Annotated in this window: 14 protein-coding genes; 5 read left to right on the forward strand and 9 right to left on the reverse strand. The window is 64.8% G+C overall.

Going from position 1 to position 20,268, the window contains the following annotated elements:
• The first annotated feature begins 10 nt into the window (after positions 1-10).
• Positions 11-1,921 (forward strand): NAD(P)/FAD-dependent oxidoreductase, encoded by a 1,911-nt coding sequence (locus HZB49_RS01760; protein ID WP_291608744.1) that lies wholly within the window; start codon positions 11-13, stop codon positions 1,919-1,921.
• 14 nt (positions 1,922-1,935) lie between these two features.
• On the forward strand, positions 1,936-2,559 hold the full coding sequence (locus tag HZB49_RS01765; RefSeq protein ID WP_291608745.1) for a DsbA family protein: 624 nt from the start codon (positions 1,936-1,938) through the stop codon (positions 2,557-2,559).
• Between the two features lie 460 nt (positions 2,560-3,019).
• On the opposite strand, the gene HZB49_RS01770 is transcribed toward HZB49_RS01765, so the two are convergent.
• The gene (locus HZB49_RS01770) at positions 3,020-4,027 is read right to left on the reverse strand and encodes a glutathione S-transferase family protein (protein ID WP_291608746.1); all 1,008 of its coding nucleotides are present in this window, start codon (positions 4,025-4,027) and stop codon (positions 3,020-3,022) included.
• Positions 4,028-4,157: 130 nt separating this feature from the next.
• On the opposite strand from HZB49_RS01770, the gene HZB49_RS01775 reads away from it, so the two are divergent.
• Both HZB49_RS01775 and HZB49_RS01780 read left to right on the forward strand, forming a co-directional pair.
• Positions 4,158-5,777, forward strand: coding sequence for an NAD(P)/FAD-dependent oxidoreductase (locus HZB49_RS01775; RefSeq protein WP_291608747.1), 1,620 nt, complete (start codon positions 4,158-4,160; stop codon positions 5,775-5,777).
• A gap of 260 nt (positions 5,778-6,037) precedes the next feature.
• Positions 6,038-6,979 (forward strand): GAF domain-containing protein, encoded by a 942-nt coding sequence (locus HZB49_RS01780; RefSeq protein ID WP_291608748.1) that lies wholly within the window; start codon positions 6,038-6,040, stop codon positions 6,977-6,979.
• 155 nt (positions 6,980-7,134) lie between these two features.
• Here the strand turns inward: HZB49_RS01780 and HZB49_RS01785 are convergent, their stop codons facing one another.
• Genes HZB49_RS01785 through HZB49_RS01815 form a run of 7 tightly spaced genes read right to left on the reverse strand, consistent with a single transcriptional unit; the run spans position 7,135 to position 18,358 of the window.
• On the reverse strand, positions 7,135-10,434 hold the full coding sequence (locus HZB49_RS01785) for a carboxyl transferase domain-containing protein (RefSeq protein WP_291608749.1): 3,300 nt from the start codon (positions 10,432-10,434) through the stop codon (positions 7,135-7,137).
• Positions 10,435-10,447: 13 nt separating this feature from the next.
• Positions 10,448-11,332 carry an ABC transporter permease gene (locus HZB49_RS01790; RefSeq protein WP_291608750.1) on the reverse strand — a complete coding sequence of 295 codons (885 nt, stop codon included), beginning with the start codon at positions 11,330-11,332 and terminating at the stop codon, positions 10,448-10,450.
• Positions 11,329-12,285 (reverse strand): ABC transporter permease, encoded by a 957-nt coding sequence (locus HZB49_RS01795; protein WP_291608751.1) that lies wholly within the window; start codon positions 12,283-12,285, stop codon positions 11,329-11,331. Before HZB49_RS01795 ends, HZB49_RS01790 begins: the two co-directional genes overlap by 4 nt.
• Before the next feature lie 4 nt (positions 12,286-12,289).
• Positions 12,290-13,837, reverse strand: coding sequence for an ABC transporter substrate-binding protein (locus HZB49_RS01800; protein ID WP_291608752.1), 1,548 nt, complete (start codon positions 13,835-13,837; stop codon positions 12,290-12,292).
• Between the two features lie 26 nt (positions 13,838-13,863).
• The gene (locus HZB49_RS01805) at positions 13,864-14,853 is read right to left on the reverse strand and encodes an oligopeptide/dipeptide ABC transporter ATP-binding protein (protein WP_291608753.1); all 990 of its coding nucleotides are present in this window, start codon (positions 14,851-14,853) and stop codon (positions 13,864-13,866) included.
• Entirely contained in the window at positions 14,850-15,920 is a 1,071-nt protein-coding gene (locus tag HZB49_RS01810) for an ABC transporter ATP-binding protein (protein ID WP_291608754.1), read from the reverse strand. The genes HZB49_RS01805 and HZB49_RS01810 overlap by 4 nt, the downstream gene beginning before the upstream one ends.
• Positions 15,920-18,358 (reverse strand): CoA transferase, encoded by a 2,439-nt coding sequence (locus HZB49_RS01815; protein ID WP_291608755.1) that lies wholly within the window; start codon positions 18,356-18,358, stop codon positions 15,920-15,922. The genes HZB49_RS01810 and HZB49_RS01815 overlap by 1 nt, the downstream gene beginning before the upstream one ends.
• 242 nt (positions 18,359-18,600) lie before the next feature.
• On the opposite strand from HZB49_RS01815, the gene HZB49_RS01820 reads away from it, so the two are divergent.
• On the forward strand, positions 18,601-19,815 hold the full coding sequence (locus HZB49_RS01820; RefSeq protein WP_291608756.1) for a mandelate racemase/muconate lactonizing enzyme family protein: 1,215 nt from the start codon (positions 18,601-18,603) through the stop codon (positions 19,813-19,815).
• 156 nt (positions 19,816-19,971) lie between these two features.
• On the opposite strand, the gene HZB49_RS01825 is transcribed toward HZB49_RS01820, so the two are convergent.
• Positions 19,972-20,268 (reverse strand): transposase (locus HZB49_RS01825; RefSeq protein ID WP_291608757.1); only part of this gene is annotated, 297 nt, incomplete at its 5' end.

A 20,268-nucleotide genomic window follows, 5' to 3' on the forward strand; every position in this document is an offset into this window, starting at 1 on the left:
GGACAACGCCATGAACATCGAAATCCCGCGCAAGAAGCTTGACCTCGCCTCGGCGATCGCCGAGGGCGACATCCGCGTGCTGCTCATGGTGCTGGTGCACATGACCGGCGACATGCGCTGGCTGGAGCCGCCCTATAAACCGAAGCGCGACGTGCGGCTGATCCCCGATCCCGACGCGGGTGTGCCGAAGGAAATCCAGGATGAAGTCCGCGCCGCCGTGCTGAAACTGTTCGAGAGCGGCGAGCCGAAGCCGGCCATCGTCGATCCCGGCAACGAGCTGATGCTGAAGATGATGCGCGCCACCCTCGGCGAGAATGTCACGCCGGAATATGCGCCGCTGATGCGGGAGGAGATGGGTTTCATCCCGCGCGAGATGCGCTGGAGCAAGCGTCCTTCGGATGACAAGCTCGCCGCGCAGCACGTCCTGATCGTCGGCGCCGGGGTCTGTGCCATTGCGCTCGGTGTCGCGCTCGGCCGGCTCGGTATCCCCTACACCATCGTCGAGAAGAACGACGAGATCGGCGGCACATGGTACGTCAATCGATACCCCGGCTGCGGCGTCGATACGCCGAACCACTCCTATTCCTTCTCCTTCGGCAAGCGCAATCCGTGGACGCGCTATTTCGCGCAGCGCCAGGAGCTGCAGGATTATCTGCTCAAGGTCGCCGGCGAACACGACATCCGCAAGCATGTGCGGCTCAACACCGAGCTGACATCGTCGCGATGGGACGAAGCCAGCAAGCGCTGGATATCGACGCTGCGCACCAAGGACGGCGAGGAGACGTTCGAGTCGACCATTCTGGTCAGCGCGATCGGCCAGCTCAACGACCCCGCGCCTGCGCGTTTCAGGGACGACGACACCTTCAAGGGTCAAAAGATCCACTCGGCGCTGTGGAGCGACGACATCGAGCTCGAAGGCAAGCACGTCGCCGTGATCGGCACCGGCGCCACCGCCATGCAGCTCGTCCCCTCGATCGCCGACCGCGTCGCTTCCGTCACCGTCTACCAGCGCACCGCGCAATGGGCGCGGCCGGTGAAGGGCTATTCCGATCCGATCACCGACGGCGCGCAATGGCTGCTCGCCTATCTTCCGTTTTATGTGCAGTGGTATCGCTTCAACATGTTCTGGCGCTATGGCGACGGGCTGTTGCCGTTCCTGCGCAAGGATCCGGCATGGCCGCATCCGGAACGCGCCGTCAACAAGGGCAACGATCGCCACCGCGAAGAGTTGACGAATTTCATCCTGGATGAACTGAAGGATCGTCCCGACCTCATCAGAAAATGCTTGCCGACCTACCCACCCTACGGCAAGCGTATCCTGTTGGACAATAACTGGTTCAGGACGCTGACCAGGCCAAATGTCGAGCTGGTCACCGAGCCGATCGATCGCTTTGCACCTGATGGCATCGTCACCGCAGACGGCAAGCGGCGCGCGCACGACATCATCGTCATCTCCACCGGCTTCAAGGTGACGGAGATGGCGGCGCGGCTCAACATCACCGGACGCGGGGCCAAGAATCTGAAGCAGGCCTGGGCCAACGACAACCCGACTGCCTATCTCGGCCTCACCGTCCCCGACTTTCCCAACCTGTTCGTCATGCTCGGCCCGAACACCGGCCCGGCGCACGGCGGCAGCGTGATCTTCCAGTCGGAATGCCAGAGCCGCTACATCACCTCCTGCCTGGTCGAGATGATCGAGCACGGCCTTGCTGCCATCGACGTCAAGCCGGACGCGCATGACGAATATGTCCGCAAGGTCGACGCCGAGCACGAGCAGATGATCTGGACCCATCCGGGCATGACCACCTATTACCGCAACAGCCAGGGCCGCGTGTTCTCAGCGATGCCGTGGCGGTTCGTCGACTACTGGCAGATGACGCATGACGTTAACTTGAAGGACTACCGCCAGAGCAAAGCCTGAGCTGGGAGCCACCCATGGCCAAGGTTCGCGTCTACACCGACTACAAGAGCCCGTTCGCCTATATCGCCAACAAGCGGCTGTTCGAGATCAAGCAAAGCCTCGGCGTGGAGCTGGAATGGCTGCCCTATACGCTGCGCATCCCCGAATTCATGGGCGCGGTGGAAGAGCGCACGCCGCATTTCTGGCGCAAGGTGCGCTACTCCTACATGGACGCGCGGCGGCTCGCCAACGCGCAAGGCCTCACCATCAAGGGACCGCGACGCATCTACAACGGCTTCTATGCCAGTGCCGGCATGCTGTTCGCGCAGCGCCATGGCTTCTTCCGCTCCTACCACGACACGGTGTTCAGGAAGTTCTGGAATCACGAGCTCGACATCGACGAGTTGCCGGAAATGTCCGCCGTCGTCGCCTCGCTCGGAGGCTCCGTGGCCGATTTCGAAGCGTATGTGCATGGCCCGGCCCGCGCCGAGCACGATCGCATCATCGACGAAGCGGAATCCCTCGGCGTGTTCGGTGTGCCCACCATGGTGTTTAACGGCGAACTGTTCTGGGGCACCGATCGCATCGACATGCTGGTCGAGCGGATCAAGAACCCCGAGAGCGTTGCCGCCGCGCTCGGCAGCCGGCGCCACAAGTAGCCGGGAACCTGCTGTTAGGGATGACGGTGCAAAAGCGCGGGAACCCGACTCACGCCTAGCTTGACACTTTGGAATATCGGGCGCAGCATTTCCAAGTGCTGCACCTGCTGGGGTCGCGAAGCACCGGCTTCCCGCCTCGCAGGAATTGCCGACCGGCCAAGGCACCGGACGGCAGGCAGGAATGCGGACAAAGTCCGTCGGCCCACTCTTGGAGAGGAGCATGACGCCACCGGCTCAGACACGCGACCTTGCTCTGCAAGGTCACGGCGCAAGGTGAGGCTGGACAGCTGCCGACCTCGTGTTACGCCGCCGACAATTTGAACCATACCCGCAGGATCGAGGCCCAAAGGCCACGTGCCATGCGATCCTGAACATGAAATGGCTTATGCCAACACTCTTCGCTAAAACGAAGAACCAGGGCCCCGCGATGCCATAGCTGCACCGGGGCCCATTCGTTTGCTCAACCCGCCAGATGGGCCCAGCAACCGGTGCGCTCCAGCACGGGGCATAACGCCGCACGGTCTTCAACGCCAAGCGCCGCAAATTTCTCGCGCAGCTGCTGCAGGCATTTGACCTGATACTTGAACGGCGCCAGCGCGTAAGGCAGGCCCCAGACCTTGAGCTCCAGCCGATCGAGCCCCTTCGCGAAGGCCTGCTCGTTGGCGGCGAGAAACGGCAAGTAAAGCTCGCCGGCAATCTTCAAGAGCGCCTCCGCCATGCCGCCGAGCGCCTGCTCGCGTGGATACCATTCGCCTTCCACGCCGGAGGCATCGTCCAGCCGCCGCACCCAGTGGTCGGTGAATGGCGCGAGCTTGCGCATGATCCGCATTGGCGTTGGATCCGTCGCCATCTCGCTGAGCTGGCCGAACCAGGCGAAATCGGCCAACGACGGCCGGCTGCCGAACAGATACCTGCTCATGCCGACATGCGGCTCGAAGGCGCTGAGGATGCGGCGGTAACTTTCCTCCAGCAACGGCTTGTTCTCTTCCGTTGCGCCGAGAATGACCATGCGCGAAATCTGCCGCTGCCGGAATTCCTCGATTTCCAGCGCGCTGCCGGTCTCGGCTTCCGAGGTCGACCACTCCTCGCCGGCCCAGCGCGAGACATAGGCCTGGTCCTCCGGATCCCACCAGCGGTACAGGAACAATGCCTTGACCGCCCATTCGTCGGCGACGTCCTCCAGGAGGTCGCAGACGAAAGCGACCGCCTTGTCCTCGGGGATGACCGAGCGCCCCTTGTGTCGCGCTTCGAGATCGTAGGCCAGCGTCGTGGTCTCGCCGCGATAGGTGCCGTCAGGGTATTGCAGCACCGGGATCAGCATCGGCCGCAGATGCGCGGTGGCCGCGCGCAGGGCCTTGGTCATGATCAGCCAGTCGAAGGGAATGCGGCGATAGCGCATCAGCGCGCGCAGCTTGAGCGCATAGGGCGAAGCCGTCGATCCGATCAGCCGGTAACGTCCTTCGCTCATGCGCCCCCCGGGATTTATTTCCTGCAGTTTCGCCAGCCACACGAAAAACTGCAACCGCCATGCTCCGGCGGCATTTGTTCCGGGACCACGGACCGGCTAGCCTGCTCAAAACGACAAGGGAAACGCCGGGGTGACCGCTTCGCCGCCAAATTCCGCGCTCGACTACGACGCCATCATCATCGGCGCCGGGCTGTCGGGCATGTACCAGCTCCACCGCCTTCGCGAGCTGGGCTTGCGCGTCCGCGTGTTCGAAGCCGGCACCGATGTCGGCGGCACCTGGTACTGGAACCGCTATCCCGGCGCGCGCTTCGATTCCGAAAGCTATTCCTACGGGTTCTCCTTCTCGAAGGAGTTGCTGGCGGAATGGGAATGGTCCGAGCACTTTGCCGGCCAACCGGAAACCCTGCGTTACTGCCAGTTTGTGGCCGACAAGCTCGACCTGAGGCGCGACATCCAGTTCAGGAGCCGGGTCGCCGCGGCGATCTATCAGGAGGATACGCGCAGCTGGCGCATCTCGCTGGAGGACGGCAGCGAGCCTACCTGCCGCTTCCTCGTCACTGCGATCGGCCCGCTTTCGACACCCACGCTGCCGCGTATCGAAGGCCGCGACTCCTTCCAGGGACAGGCCTTCCACACCGCGCGATGGCCCAAGGAACCGGTCGATTTTGCCGGCAAGCGCGTCGCCGTGATCGGCACCGGCGCCACCGGCATCCAGACCATCCAGACCATCGCCTCGGAGGTCGGCCATCTCACGGTGTTCCAGCGCACCGCGAACTGGGCCGCACCGCTGCACAACGCCAAGATCGACGCCGAGATGCAGGCGAAGATCAAGGCCGGCTATCCCGAGATATTCGCGCGCTGCCAGGAAACCTTCGCCTGCTTCATCCACACGCCCGACCCGCGCGGTGCATTCGAAGTTTCCGACGAGGAGCGCGAGGCGCATTACGAGAAGCTGTACGGCGAGCGCGGCTTCGGCATCTGGCAGGGCAATTTCCGCGACATACTGATCGACCGCAAGGCCAATGCCACCATCAGCGATTTCATCGCGCGCAAGATCCGCGAACGGGTCAGGGATCCGAAGGTTGCCGAGAAGCTGATCCCGAAAAGCCACGGCTTCGGGACACGCCGGCTGCCGCTCGAGACCTTCTATTACGAGGCCTATAACCGCGACAATGTCGAGCTCGTCGACATCGCGGAGACGCCGATCGAGCGGATCACGCCCAAGGGCATCAAGACCAGCGAGAAAGAGTACGAATTCGACATCATCATCTACGCCACCGGCTTCGACGCCATCACAGGAAGCTTCGACAAGATCGATTTCCGCGGTGCCGGCGGCGTCAAGCTGCGGGACAAATGGAAGAGCGGGCCCGAGACCTATCTCGGCCTGATGGTCGAAGGCTTTCCCAACATGATCATGGTCATGGGGCCGCACACGGCGCTCGGCAATATTCCGCGCAGCATCGAGTACAGCGTCGACTGGGTCACCGGGCTGATCCGCTTTGCGCGCGACAACGGCCTGACCCGGCTGGAGGCAACGCCTGAGGGCGTCAAGGACTGGACCGAGCACGTCAAGGCGCTCGGCGAGGGCCTGCTCTCCAACGAGGTGGACTCCTGGATGACCGGTATCAACCGGAATGTCGAGGGCAAGGACACCCGCATCGTCGCACGTTACAGCGGCAGCGCGCCGGCCTACCGCGCCCGTTGCGACGAGGTCGCAGCGAAGGGCTACAGCGAGCTAGCGCTTTCCTAGTCATTCGCACGAAGGCGTAGGATGGGTAGAGCGCAGCGAAACCCATCAATCTCACCACCGAAAGCTGATGGGTTTCGCTTCGCTCTACCCATCTTATAAGCTGGTCATCCGCTCGAAGTTTGAGCAGCCCTTGCCGTTAATTTGAACGCACATGACGCCGCCAAATGGCGGATGCTGGCTTGCCGGCAAGCATGATCCCGGAAAGTCGATACCGGTTTTCCGATCAGGGTCATGCTCAAACAATGATCCTGGGGCGTCGCATGAAGACGTTCATTCGCGTCGTTGAACTATGGGTGCCGGACCGCACGCGCACCCGGCTCGAATTCGGCGGCTGTCTCTGCAGCGCGGAATATGCCGAGTTCAAGGCGGTGAGCGAGAACGCGCTGTTTGCCTACGACGAAGGCCTGCCCGGCAAGGCCTGGGCGAGCGGCCATCCCGTCATCCTGACCAAATTCGCCAACTCTTATTTCAAGCGCACCGACGAGGCGGTCGAGGCCGGCCTCACCTGCGGCGTGGCGCTGCCGGTGTTTGCCGGCGAGTTCCTGATGGCAGTCATGGTGCTGTTTTGCGGCGACGACGAGAAGCATGTCGGCGCCATCGAGTTCTGGCACAATGACGCCGAACGCTCGCATGAGATGGCGCTGGTCGACGGCTATTACGGCACCGCCGACATGTTCGAGTTCAATTCGCGGCACACGAGGTTTCCGAAGGGATTTGGCCTGCCCGGCCGGACCTGGAAGGCGGGCATGCCCCTGGTCATCAAGGACCTCCACAATTCCAAGGCGTTCCTGCGCTGGGAAGAGGCTACCGAGATCGGCATCAATTGCGGCGTCGGCATTCCCTACCGGACCGGCGCGGATCAGACCTGGGTAATGACGTTTCTTTCGGCGCAGGCCACCCCGATCGCACTGCGCTTCGAGATCTGGGTGCCCAACGCAGCACGCACCGCGCTGGTCTTCCATTCCGGCGATTGCAGCAAGGGCGCCGACCTTGCCTCGCTCTACGAGGGAAAGCAGATCGGCAAGGGCGAAGGCTCCATCGGCGGCGCGTGGGCGACTGGCATGCCTGCCATCAACGAGCATCTCAAGGTCGACAATTCCGTCGCGGCAGCGCAGGCGCGCGCATCGGGCATGAACCAGATCGTCGTGCTGCCTGTCATTGAGGACGCCCGGCTCAAGGCCGTTTTGGCATGGTATCTCTAGGCTCCGCACAAAATTGCGAAAACAACCCCATGCAAAGTAGACGTTTGGGTATCATTGCACCCCAGTCGTCATTGCGAGCGAAGCGAAGCAATCCATCTCACTACGCAAGAAAGCTGGATCGCTTCGTCGCTACGCTCCTCGCAATGACCATTGCATCACCACGCGTCAACGCACGGCCGCTTGCGCTGCGTGCGCGGCTCGGTCTTCGGCACCGAACGCAGGCCCGACATGATCCAGTGCCTGGTATCGGCGGGATCGATCACCTCGTCGATCTCGAGCACCGAGGCGATCGAGACGGCCTTGCCGTTGGCATAGAGCTCGGCGACCTTGGCCTTGTAGTAATTCTCGCGCTCGACCGGGTCGGCGATCGCCTCCATCTCCTTGCGGAAGCCGAGCCGCACATAGCCTTCCAGCCCCATGCCGCCGAATTCGCCGGTAGGCCAGGCCACGGTGAAGAAGGAGGCGTGGAAGCCGCCGCCGATCATCGACTGCGCGCCGAGCCCGTAGCCCTTGCGCAGAACGATGCCGAATAGCGGCACGGTGAGGCTCGCGCCGGTGACGAACATCCGCGCGACATGGCGGACGATCGCGGTCTTCTCCGCTTCGGGACCGACCATGAAGCCCGGCGTGTCGCACAACGACACGATCGGGATGTCGAAGGCATCGCACAGCTGCATGAACCGCGCGGCCTTGTCGCCGGCCGGCGCGTCGATGGCGCCGCCGAGATGTTTTGGATTGTTGGCGATCAGCCCGAAGGGCTTGCCTTCGATGCGGATGAAGGCCGTGATCATGCCGACGCCGAAATCGCGGCGGATCTCCAGCACCGACCCCTCGTCGGCGAGGAGATCGATCACGGTGCGGATGTCGTAGACGCGTAGGCGGTTCTCCGGGATCGCCCGCCGCAGCAGACGCTGGTCGGCGGCCTTCCAGTCTTTCACCGCACCCTGGAAATAGGAGAGATATTTCTGCGCGACCGCGGTCGCCTCCTCCTCGTCCTCGACGAGAATGTCGACCACGCCGTTCGGCGACTGGAACGACACCGGGCCGACCTCGGCCGGATGATAGACGCCGAGCCCGCCGCCCTCGATCATAGCGGGACCGCCCATGCCGATCGAGGCGTTCTTCGTTGCGATAATGACGTCGCAGCAGCCGAGCATGGCGGCATTGCCGGCAAAACAATAGCCGGAGACGACGCCAAGCACCGGCACGAGGCCCGAGAGCCTGGCGAACTGCACAAAGGACGGCCCGTCGAGCCCGGTCATGCCGAGCCGGTCGGTATCGCCCGGCCGTCCGCCGCCGCCTTCGCCATAGAACACCAGCGGCAACCGCCATTGCTCGGTCAGGGTGAGCATGCGGTCGATCTTCTTGTGGTTCATGTGGCCCTGCGTGCCCGCGAGCACGGTGTAGTCGTAGGCGATCACCATGCAGCGCGCGGCTTCCGGCCCGAACTTGTCCGCATTCACCGTGGCCACGCCGGAGATCAAGCCGTCCGCCGGCGTGTTCTGGATCAGGTCTTCCACCTTGCGACGGCGCCGCTGCGCCGCGATCGCGAGCGAGCCGTATTCGACGAAGGAGCCGGGGTCGACCAGCTGCGCGATGTTTTCGCGCGTGGTGCGCTGGTTGGTCTTCCTCCGCCGCTCCACCGCGCCGGGACGGTTCTCATCCCGCGTGATCGCGTGCCGCGCATTCAGCTCGGCAAGATCAGCGCGGATATGATCGAGATCGACCTCGGTTTCTTCGACGACGTCATGCTCGTCCAGTTCGACCGGCTCAAGGAACAGGATCGCCTCGCCCTGCATCAGCGTGGTGCCGGCTCCGCTTGCGATCCTCGTCACCTTGCCGCCGTGCGGCGCGTTGACGAGATGCTCCATCTTCATGGATTCCAGCACGGCGATCTGCTGGCCCGGACGAACCAGATCGCCCTCGGTCACGTCGATGCTGACCACGGTGCCCTGCAGCGGCGCCGGCACGGGCGCCGATCCGGCGGGGCCGGCGGCAGATGGCGCTGCTTCGACCGGACCGGTCGCGCTGTGCGCTTCCTCCACCAGCAGCGTTTCGACGTTCTCGGCCGCGCCGACCAGGTCGGCGACATGGGTGTCGATGAATCCTGTCGTGATGCGGTTGGCGGCGAAATCGGGGTGCGCCAGGATCGCCGCCAGGAACGGGATATTTGTGGCGACGCCGCCGATGCGGAATTCGCGCAAGGTGCGTGACGCCTTCTGCACCACGTCGCGCCAGGCCGCCCCGGTGGAATGCACGATCACCTTGGCGAGCAGGGAGTCGAATGCGGCGCTGGTCCGGTAGCCGGAATAGCCAAACGTATCCACGCGCACGCCCGGCCCCGACGGCAGGTCGAACATGGTGAGCGTACCGCCGGTCGGCTGGGTCGCGCCGGTCTCGTCCATGGTCTCCATGTTGACCCGAAGCTGCATGGCATAGCCGCGCGGCTTCGGCACATAGGGCTGCGCCAGGCCCAGCGACCCCAGCGTGGCGCCGCCGGCGACGGCAAGCTGCGCCCGCACCAGGTCGATGCCGAGCACCTCTTCCGTGACGGTATGCTCGACCTGCAGCCGCGGGTTGGCCTCGATGAAGGCGAAGGGATCCTGATTGCCCTTCGCCTCGTCGTCGACCAGGAATTCGAAGGTGCCGAGATTGTCGTATTGCGCGGCGGCGGCGAGCTGCTTGGCCGCTTCGATGATGCGGGCGCGCAGCGCTTCGCTCAGCGACGGGCTGGGTGCCACCTCGATAAGCTTCTGGTGGCGGCGCTGGATGGTGCATTCGCGCTCCCAGAGATGGCTGATCGCGCCATGGCGGTCGCCGACGATCTGCACCTCGATGTGGCGAGCCCTGCGGATCAGCCGCTCGACATAGACTTCGCCGCTGCCGAAAGCGGCCATCGCCTCGGACTGGCAGCGCGCATAAGCCTCGTCCAGCCTCGAAGGATCGTCGACGACACGCATGCCGCGCCCGCCGCCGCCCGCAATCGCCTTGATCACGACGGCGCCGTGGCCGGCCTGGAAGGCGCGCGCATCCTCCAGGGACGTCGGGCCTTCGGTGCCTTCAATCACGGGTACGCCGCAGCCCTTGGCCAGCGCCTTTGCCTTGGCTTTGTCGCCGAACAATTCCAGCGCAGCCGGCGAGGGCCCGACGAAGATGATGCCTTCCTCGGCGCAGCGCCGGGCGAGCCCGACGTTCTCGCTGAGGAAACCATAGCCGGGATGGAGTGCATCGCAGCCGGTCGCCTTGGCCGCCGCGATGACAGCATCGATGTCGAGATAGGCCCGCGCGCCCCGGCCCGGGATTTCGCAGGCTTCGTCCGCGGTGCGCACATGCAGCGAGGAGGCATCGTCCGCGGGATGGATCGCGACCGAGGCAAGGCCGGCCTCCCCCGCGGCGCGCGCGATGCGGATGGCGATCTCGCCGCGATTGGCGATCAACAGCTTCTTGAATGACATCGACAGTTCCGTCTCAACGATCCTTCATCGTGGGATCGAGCACGATGCGCAGGGATTCCCCGAGCGCATTGAATGCCAGCGAGACCACCAGAATAGCAAGCCCCGGCGCGTACATCTGCTCCGGCGCGATCTCCATGTACCGATAGGCCCGGGCCAGCATCGCCCCCCAGCTCGGGTTGGGCGGCTGGATGCCGAGCCCCAGAAAGCTGAGGCTGGCCTCCGCCAGCAGCGCGGCGGCGAGCAGCAGCGTCACCTGGACGATGACCGGCGGCAACGAGTTCGGCAGCACATGCCGCCACAGGATATGCCAGGCCGGAGCGCCGAAGCATTTGGAGGCATCGACATAAAGCTCCTGCCGCACGATCAGGGTGCGCGCCCGCACGATCCGCGCCAGCGCCGGGAACATCACGATACCGACGGCGATCATGCCATTGGTGAGTCCGATGCCGAGCGCGCCGGTCACCGCGATGGCGAGCACGATGGCCGGAAAGGACAGGAAGGTGTCGATCACCCGGCTGATGACGTCGTCGGTCCAGCCGCCGAAGAAGCCGGCGACGAGTCCCACCGGCAGGCCGATCGCGACCGCGACGCTGACGGCGAGCAGGCTGGCATAGACTGTGGCCGGCGCGCCGTAGACCAGGCGGCTGAAGATGTCGCGACCAAGATCGTCGGTGCCGAGCAGGTGCCCCGCCCCCGGCGGGGCCAGCATGTTGTTGACGTCCTGCGCGGTCGGCGCATAGGGCGCGATCCAGGGCGCGCCGATCGCGACGATGACCAGCACTAGCAGCACGAGCAGCGCCAGCGCCGCCCGCAGGTCGCCCGCCAGCCAGCGGAAGAAGCGCTGCAGCCGGGTCGGCCGGGCAAGAACGCGCGGAGCCGTGAGCGCCATGTCCGTCATTGCTCGATCCTCGGATCGACCGCGGCGCACAGGAGGTCGGCGATCAGGTTGACCAGGATGACGACGATCACCATGGCGAACACGACGCCCTGCACGATCGGGAAATCGCGCTGGATGGCGCCGCGCACGATCAGGCTGCCCATGCCGGGAATGGCGAACACCGCCTCGATGACGACGGTGGCCGCCAGCATGCGGTTCACCAGCACGCTGATGATGGTGAAGAGATTGACCGCGACATTCTTCAGCCCGTGCTGCCAAAGGATGCGGTTCATCGACAGCCCCTTGGCGTGCAGCGTGCGGACATATTGCGACGACAACACCTCCAGCAGCGAACCCCGCAACTGCCGCGCCACCTCGGCCATGCCGTAGGCGGCAATCGCAATGCCCGGAAGCAGCGCATGCCGGATCGCCTCCCATGGCGAGACCGCGAAGGATTTTGCGCCCGTGGCAGGCAACCAGTTCAGCTTCAGCGAGATCTCGGCGACCAGGATCATCGCGAGCCAGAAGCCGGGAATTGCGACGCCGAGCGAGGCGATGGCACTGACGATCTTGTCCACCCAGCCGTTCGGCTTGATGGCCGCGACGACGCCCATCGGAATGCCCGTCACCAGCGCGAGGATCAGCGCAATGACCACGATCAGCAGCGTATTGGGAAAGGCGCGGCCGATGGAGTTCGCGACCTTCTCCCCCGTCAGCAGCGATTGCGAGAGATCGCCTTGCGCTGCCTTGGTGAGCCAGGAGCCGTATTGCACCAGGAACGGCCGGTCGAGGCCGTAGAGCTTCCTGATTTCGGTGATACGCGCGTCGGTGGCGTTGTCGCCGGCCAGCGTCACGGCGATGTCGCCGGGCACGAGTTTCAGCAGCGCGAACACCATGAAGGTCGCAAGCAGGATGACCGGCAACGCCTGCAGCAGGCGGCCGCCGATCACCCGTGCCGGACTGCGTCGCGCCATCCCTTCAGCTTTCCAGCCAGACGTCGTCGTATTTCGGCTTTCCGAGCAGGTTTGGCTTATAGCCCTGCACCTTCTTGTTCATCGCAACCAGCTCGAACTGGAAGGCGAGCGGCGCCACGAAGGCGTTTTCCATCACCAGCCGCTGCACGGTCGCAAACGCCTTGCGGCGCAGCTCGATATCTTCCGAGGCGCGCGACTCCTTGATCGCCGCCTCCAGTTCCGCCGGCACCGGCGCACGGCCGGCATTGAAATAGGCGTCCTTGGTGTACATCAGCGAATAGGTCAGGCTCGGATCGGGCCGTCCTGTCCATGCGGCGAGCAGACCCGAGGCGCGCTTCTCCGCGCCGAAGAAGGCGGCGGAAGCTTCCGCGATCGGCGCGTTCTTGAACGTCACGTTCATCCCGCCCTTGCGGAACATCTCGATCAGGATTTCCTGGCGCTGCACCGAATCCTGGTCGGGATAGCCGACGAGATCGATCGCAAGCCCGTCCTTGTGGCCGGCTTCGGCCAACAGCTTCTTCGACATGTCCGGGTTATGCGGATAGAGCCCGGCGACCGACTTGTCATAGGCCCAATGCGCCTTCGGCAGGTTCATGTAGGCGGGCTCTGCAAGGCCGGCGAGCGCGGCCTTCACAAAGGCCTCGCGGTCGATCGCGAAATTGAAGGCCTTGCGCACCCTGATGTCGTCGAACGGCGGCTTGGCCCAGTTCAGGAAGATCTGGAACACGTACAGCGTCGGCCCGTTCGCCAGCTTGATGCTGCTGGCACGCTCCAGAATCGCCTTCTGGCGCGGCGGCAGCTGATACATCAGGTCGTTCTGCCCCGCCGTCACCGAACGCGCGCCGGTCGCGAGTTCCGGGATGATCGACATCTCGATGCCATCGGGGTACGGCCGGTTCGGCTTCCAGTATTTTTCGTTGCGCTTGACGACGATCTTCTCGCCGTCGGCCCAGCTCACGAAGGTGTAGGCGCCGGCGCCGACCGGCGTGCGCGCCACGTTGCCGGTGCTGCTGGCCTTGATCGCGGCCGGCGACACCATCATGCCGGCGCGGTCGGACAGGATGCCCGGCAGCGCGGCGTCGGGGTTCTTCAGCTTCAAGGTAACCTGCATGGGGCCGGTCACTTCCACCGTGTCCACGGAGGCGAGATCGGCCTTGATGTTCGACTTTGTATCGCTCTTGTTGCGCTCGAAATTGAACTTGACCGCCTCTGCATCGAGCGGCGTGCCGTCGTGGAAGGTGACGCCCGGGCGGATATTGAGCACGAAGGTCGTGGCATCGCTGAACTTCCAGCTCTCGGCGAGGCCCGGCTTCGGCTTCAGCGTCTCGAATTCCCATTCGGTCAGCGTGTCGTACATCGTGAACAGGAAGGCGTGATCGGAGCCGGCGCCGCCGGTGGCGGGATCGAGGCTCGAGGGGTTTGCAGGCGCCGAGATGCGCAAGATGCCGCCGCGCTTCGGCGCGCCCTGCGCTATGGCCTTGCCGCCGAGCGCCACGCCGGCCGCCGCCCCAGTCATCAGCGCCATCAGTTCGCGTCGCGTTGTCCCTGTCATGGTTCTCTCTCCCTCGGGCAGATGGTTCAATTCGGTGAAAAGTTCGGGCGATCGGCGAAGTGGCAGGCGACCCAATGGCCGGGCACCAGCTCGCGCCAGTCTGGCACCCGGCTGGCGCAGACGTCTTGCGCGTAGCGGCAACGGGTGCGGAAACGGCAGCCGGACGGCGGATCGATCGGGCTCGGGATTTCGCCCTCCAGCACGATCCGCTCGCCGCCGCGCATCGACGACGGCAGTGGCCGCGGCTCGGCCGACAGCAGCGCTTGCGTGTAGGGATGCAGTGGCCGCTCGGACACGCTTTCGGTGGGCCCGAGCTCGACGAAGCGGCCGAGATACATCACCGCGACGCGCTCGCTGATATGCGAGACCACGGCCAGATCATGGGTGATGAAGACGTAAGTCAATCCCAGCTCGCGCTGCAGATCGGCAAACAGGTTGAGCACGTCGCCGCGGATCGACATGTCGAGCGCCGCCACCACCTCGTCGCAGACGATCAGCTTGGGACGCAGGGTCAGCGCGCGGGCGATCACCACGCGCTGCTTCTGCCCGCCGGAAAGCTGGTGCGGATAGCGCTCGCCGATTTCCTGCGGCAGGCCGACCCGGTCCATCGCCTCGCGCGCCCGCGCCAGCCGTTCCGCCCTGGTCCCCTGGCCCGCCAGCTCCAGCGGCTCCAGCACCGACGACAGGATGGTCATGCGCGGATTCAGCGCTGCGTTGGGGTCCTGGAAGATGATCTGGTAGTCGCGGCGATGGTTCTGGAACTGCTTGCGCGGCAGCGCCAGTGGATCGATGCCGTCGTGCAGGATGGCGCCCGCACTCGGCTTCAGGAGAAATACCAGCGCGCGCCCGATCGTGGTCTTGCCCGATCCGGACTCGCCGATGATGCCAAAGGTCTCGCCGCGGCGGACATCGAAATCGACGCCATCGACCGCCTTCACCGTGGCGCGGCGGTCGGTGGTCTGGAAGCGCACCTGGAGGTCGCGCACCGAGACGATGGAATGTGCATCTGCCGTCATGACTGCGCCACCATGGCCGCGATCGGCGCCGTAGTTGCATGTTGTAACGCACCCGGCAGATCGAGCTCGGCGAAGCGCGCGCAGCGCACCTTGCGGCCGCCGCCGGCATCGCGCAGCTCCTGCTCGGCGTCGCAGGCATCGACCGCATAGGGGCAGCGCGCCTTGAAACGGCAGCCGTTCGGCATGTCCATGATCGAGGGCACCCGGCCCGGGATCGAGGCGAGCTTGCCGCGGCGCTCGCTCAAATGCGGCAACGAGCGCAGCAGTCCGGACGTATAGGGATGCAGCGGCTTGACCAGGGCGTCATCGACCGCGGCATCCTCGATCACCTCGCCGGCATACATGGTGATCATGCGGGTGCAGGTCTCCGCGACGACGCCGAGGTCGTGGGTGATCAGCATCAGCGCGGTACCGGAGGTTTCGCTGAGCTCGCGCAGCAGCTCGAGGATTTGCGCCTGCACGGTGACATCGAGCGCCGTCGTCGGCTCGTCCGCGATCAGGAGCTGTGGCCCGCAAATCAGGGCGGCGGCGATCATCACGCGCTGGCGCATGCCGCCGGAGAGCTGATGCGGGTAGTCGTCGATGCGCCGCTCGGGCGAGGCGATGCCTACGCGGCGCAGCATGTCCAGCGTCTTCGCGCGCGCCTCCTCGCTGCTGACGCCAGTATGGACGCGCAGCGTCTCGGCGATCTGGTGCCCGACGGTGAAGACCGGGTCGAGCGCGCTCATCGGCTCCTGAAAAATCATGGCGATGCGCCGGCCACGGATGTCGCGCATTTGCCTTGTGCTACAGGAAGCAAGATCGACGCCGTCGAACATGATCGAGCCGTCGAGGCCGGCGAGGTTGTTCGGCAGCAGCCGCAGGATCGAGAGCCCCGTGATGGTCTTGCCGCAGCCGCTTTCGCCGACGATGCCGACGCGCTCGCCGGGCGCAATGTCGAAATCGAGCTTGCGGGTTGCCTGCCATACGCCATGGGAGGTCTTGAAGCGTATGCCAAGGCCGCGCACCGAAATCAGCGGCTGCGCGCCGCCGCCATCCGGTCCGTGCTGTGCCAGGCGAGCTGCCATCAGCCCGCCGCCCGCTTCTTCTCTTTCACAAGCTCTTCCTCCATCAGCATCTCGGTTCCGATGATAGCCTCGCGCGCGAGCTCCTCGATCTCGGCTTCCGACAGACCGAGCACGCCGGCAAGAACTTCGCGATTGTGCTCGCCGAGCGTCGGCGGCGCGCTGCGGATCGCAAGCGCCCTTTCGCCCTCGCGGAACGGCAGCGACGGCTGCGGATGTTTTCCGATGAAGGCGCGGTCGATCCCCTGGATGAAGCCGCGCGCTGCGAGATGCGGATCCCCGAGCAGGTCGATGGGCAGGCGCGCCACGCCGGATGCGACGCCTGCGGCCTGCAAGGCGGCCATCGCCTCGTCGGCTGCGCGCGTCGAAGTCCATTGCGTGATGGCCGCTTCGATCTCGCCTTCGATCTTCCGCCGGCCTGCGGCCGTCTTCAGCGTCGCGTCGCCGGCCCAATCGGTGCGGCCGAGCAAGCCTGCGAGCTTCGGCCACATCGCATCGTCGGACGCTGCGACCACAATCCAGCTGTCGTCTCCGGCACAGCGGAAGCAGCCATGCGGCACGAAGTCCGGATGACGGCTGCCGTATCGCGCCGGCGCCTTGCCGTCGATGGAATGCGCGACGATCCAGGGCGCGGCAAACGGCATCATGCATTCGATCTGCGCGAGATCGATGAACTGGCCCTTGCCCGTCAGCTTTGCGTTGATCAGCGCCGTGAGCACCGCGGCGCAGCCGTTCAGGCCGCCGACGGCGTCGCCGAATGCCGTATGGCTCATCACAGGCGGGCCGCCTGCGTCACCGACCACGCCCGGCAGCCCCGAGCCCTGCTCCAGCGTCGAGCCATAGGCGCGACAGTCGCGATGCAGGCTGCCGGCGCCGAACGCCGACATCGACATCATCACCAGCTTCGGGTTGAGCTTGCTCACGATGTCGTAGCCGAGCCCGAGCTTCGGCAACACCTCGACCGAATAATTGTCGACGACGAGGTCGGCATCGGCGACCAGGCGCTGCGCCAGATTGAGGCCCCGATCCGTCGTCAGGTCCAGCGTGATGCCGCGCTTGTTGCGGTTCATGATGCAGTAGCGCACCGTCTTCTCGTACTGTTTCTCCAGCACATAGGCCGGACGGCGGTCGACGCCGCGCCACCAGTCCGGATACTGGATCGCCTCGATCTTGATGACGTCGGCGCCAAGATCGGCCAGCGTGCGCGTGCAGACGGGTCCCGCCCAGCCCATTGAAAAATCGATCACGCGAATGCCCGCGAGCGGTAGACCGCCCGCAGCACCTTCGACCGGCGCCGCCGCACGCGCGACCGGCGAACTCGCAAGACCCGCCTGCGCCTCACCGATGGCTGGCACCTTGCCGCCTCGCCGTGGCGGCGTGCCGGTCAGCCGCTGCATCGATCCTGCGGAAAATCCGTGCTCCCCGCCGATCTCGACCGGCACGATGGCGCCGCGCGCCCGCTTCTCCTCGTCTGCAATCAGGTCGGCAATCTCGGGCACCGGCACGATCGGAATCTTCCGCCGCAATCCCTCGGTGAACCATTCCTGCGCCGTGCGCTGTTTGAGCCGCGGCATGATCTTGCCCTCGATCATCTCGACATGCTGCAGCCGGTCGACGCCGAGGAACAGCGCCGGGTCGTCGCGCAGGTCGAGCAGGCCCAGCATCTCGCAGAAGGCGCGCCACTGCGCGGGCGTCACCGTGGTGACGCCGAGCCAGCCTTGCCTGGTCTCGTAGATGCCGACCGGAAAGGTCGGCCAGAAGCGATTGATGCCGATCCGCCGCATGATGTCACCGCGCAGGAACGACTCGAACATGATGTATTCGGTCACCGCGATGCTGGCTTCGAACATGCTCAGATGACTGGTGCGCCCGCGCCCGTCGCGCATCCGGCCCAGCACGGAAGAGGCCGCCGCGATGAACCCCCAGAGGCCGCCGAGGATGCCGGTCTGGAAGTCCGGCGCGTGCATCGGCGGGCCCTCTTCCGGGCCGACCAGCTTCACGAGCCCGGTCAAGGCGCGGATCGTCGAGTCCGTCGCGGCGAATTTTGCGTAAGGCCCGTCATGGCCGAACCAGCTCGTCTCGACGTGGATGAGGCCGGGATTGCCGGCCTTCAGCGCGGCCAGGTCGATCGCTGGGCAATCCGCCGCATCGATGTCGCGGCCGTCGATCAGGATGTCGCAGGCCGCAACCATCTCGGCGAGGCGCGACGATGCAGCCGCATCGCGCGCATCGAGCGCGACGCTCGATTTGTTGAAATTGAGGAACGCGAACCAGGCGCTCTGCCCCTTCGGCGTCAGCGGCGCGGCGCGGCGGAGCGGATCGCCGGAGAGCGGTTCGACCTTCTGCACCTCGGCGCCGAAATCCGCAAACAGCCGCGCGCAGTAACTTGCGGCCGGCGAGCTTCCGATCTCGACAACTCGCAGGTGCGACAACGCTCCCATCACGTCTCCTCGTTGCCGAAGCGACCGGAACAGATTTTCACGCCGGTTCGGTTTGTTGTTGGCAACCATCAAACCTTGACGGCGATGCGATGCAAGCGGAATTTTGTTCCGGCTCGCGGAATTAGCATTCACGCAAATCCCGCATGCACGCGGGCGTGCAACGCACGCGGCGAGCGCAGTTGTGGAGCGGAATTCAACCGTCTATGGATTGGAAAACACGCGCAAACGACCGGGCAGGAAACATGACCAAGAAGGCAACCGTCAAAAGCGTCGAAACCCTTTCCTGCGATGCCGGCTGGCGCAACTACCACTTCGTCAAGATCGTCACCGACGACGGCATCGTCGGCTGGAGCGAGTTCGACGAGGGCTTTGGTGCGCCGGGCGTGACCGCTGCGATCGAGCGGCTGTCGGCGCGCGTGGTCGGCAAGAACGCGTTTCAGCACGAGCGCATCTATGCCGAGCTGTTTTCCGCGACGCGCCCGGCCGCCGGCGGCGTGGTCGCGCTGGCTCTGGGCGCGATCGAGAACGCACTGCTCGATGTGAAAGCGAAAGCGCTCGGCGTGCCCTGCTACGAACTGCTCGGCGGCAAGATCCGCGACCGCGTGCGGGTGTACTGGTCGCATTGCGCGACCTGGCGCATCAATCACCCCGACTGGTACAAGCCGCCGATCACGGGCCTCGGCGGCGTGAAGGCGATCGGCCGCGAGGTGCGAGAGAAGGGATTCACGGCGCTCAAGACCAACATCTTCGTCTATACCGACGGCAAGCCGATGGGCTGGCGGCCCGGTTTCGGCTCGCCGTTCGAGCCGGAGATCAATGTCGACCGCGCGGTGCTGCGCAATCTCTGCATGCACCTCGAAGCTATCAGAGACGGCGCCGGCCCCGACGTCGACCTGCTGCTCGATCTCAACTTCAATGCCAAGACCGAAGGTTACCTGAAGATCCTGCGCGCCATCGAAGAGATGGACATGTTCTGGGTCGAAATCGACACCTTCAATCCCGAAGCGCTCGGCTACATCCGCCGCCAGAGCAGGCATCCGATCTCATCCTGCGAGACGCTGTTGGGCCTGCGCGAGTTCCTGCCCTATTTCCGCGAGCAGGCGATGGACGTCGCCATCATCGACACGCCATGGAACGGGGTGTGGCAGTCGATGAAGATCGCCGCCGCCGCCGAGCATTTCGAGGTCAACGTCGCCCCGCATAATTTCTACGGCCATCTCTGCAGCATGATGAACGCGCATTTCAGCGCCGCGGTGCCGAATTTGCGCATCATGGAGACGGATATCGACCGGCTCGCCTGGGATCACGAGCTGTTCACGCATGTGCCCGAATACGTCGATGGCCACATGATCATCCCGGATCGCCCGGGCTGGGGCACAGAGCCCAACGAAGAAGGTCTGCGCGCGCATCCGGCGAAGAACAAGGGCGGGTTGTTGAATTACGGGCAGAAAAAGTAGCAGCGACCAACGAGGCCGCTCGATCTGCCGCTGCACGGATGCTTACCTTCTCCCCTTGTGGGCCTGTTGCGTAATTGGACTTATTGGCCGTGAGAGGGAAGAGGGACGTCTTTCGGATTGGGGCTGAAGGCTAGGTGGCTGTGTTCGGGGTGAAGCTTATGCTGCGATTGTCGCCCATCGGCGCATGTTGAACGCGATGGAGGCTAGCAGAACCTGCGCGCTTGCCTTGATCAGGCCGACGTAACGAATGCAGGTCAGCCGCATTCGGCATTTAAGGGTCGCAAAGGTGGTCTCCACCGCCGCGCGCCGTAGTGCGATTAGGCGGTTGTATCGCTTGACCCTGGGTGGCAGGTCGGGATGGTGCTTGTTGGGACGGCGGGCGATGCGCGGCTTTTTGCCCTCCGCTTTCAGCCGAGCCCGTCGGGCATGGGTGTCGTAGGCCGCATCGGCCCA

Origin of the sequence: Bradyrhizobium sp., from assembly GCF_016219575.1 — a bacterium.
Classification (GTDB): domain Bacteria; phylum Pseudomonadota; class Alphaproteobacteria; order Rhizobiales; family Xanthobacteraceae; genus Bradyrhizobium.

Coding starts and splice junctions, on each gene's coding strand:
- HZB49_RS01760 (WP_291608744.1), top strand. CDS start 11: ATGAACATCGAAATCCCGCGCAAGAAGCTTGACCTCGCCTCGGCGATC.
- HZB49_RS01785 (WP_291608749.1), bottom strand. CDS start 10,434: ATGTCATTCAAGAAGCTGTTGATCGCCAATCGCGGCGAGATCGCCATC.
- HZB49_RS01790 (WP_291608750.1), bottom strand. CDS start 11,332: ATGACGGACATGGCGCTCACGGCTCCGCGCGTTCTTGCCCGGCCGACC.
- HZB49_RS01780 (WP_291608748.1), top strand. CDS start 6,038: ATGAAGACGTTCATTCGCGTCGTTGAACTATGGGTGCCGGACCGCACG.
- HZB49_RS01795 (WP_291608751.1), bottom strand. CDS start 12,285: ATGGCGCGACGCAGTCCGGCACGGGTGATCGGCGGCCGCCTGCTGCAG.
- HZB49_RS01765 (WP_291608745.1), top strand. CDS start 1,936: ATGGCCAAGGTTCGCGTCTACACCGACTACAAGAGCCCGTTCGCCTAT.
- HZB49_RS01815 (WP_291608755.1), bottom strand. CDS start 18,358: ATGGGAGCGTTGTCGCACCTGCGAGTTGTCGAGATCGGAAGCTCGCCG.
- HZB49_RS01820 (WP_291608756.1), top strand. CDS start 18,601: ATGACCAAGAAGGCAACCGTCAAAAGCGTCGAAACCCTTTCCTGCGAT.
- HZB49_RS01770 (WP_291608746.1), bottom strand. CDS start 4,027: ATGAGCGAAGGACGTTACCGGCTGATCGGATCGACGGCTTCGCCCTAT.
- HZB49_RS01810 (WP_291608754.1), bottom strand. CDS start 15,920: ATGGCAGCTCGCCTGGCACAGCACGGACCGGATGGCGGCGGCGCGCAG.
- HZB49_RS01800 (WP_291608752.1), bottom strand. CDS start 13,837: ATGACAGGGACAACGCGACGCGAACTGATGGCGCTGATGACTGGGGCG.
- HZB49_RS01805 (WP_291608753.1), bottom strand. CDS start 14,853: ATGACGGCAGATGCACATTCCATCGTCTCGGTGCGCGACCTCCAGGTG.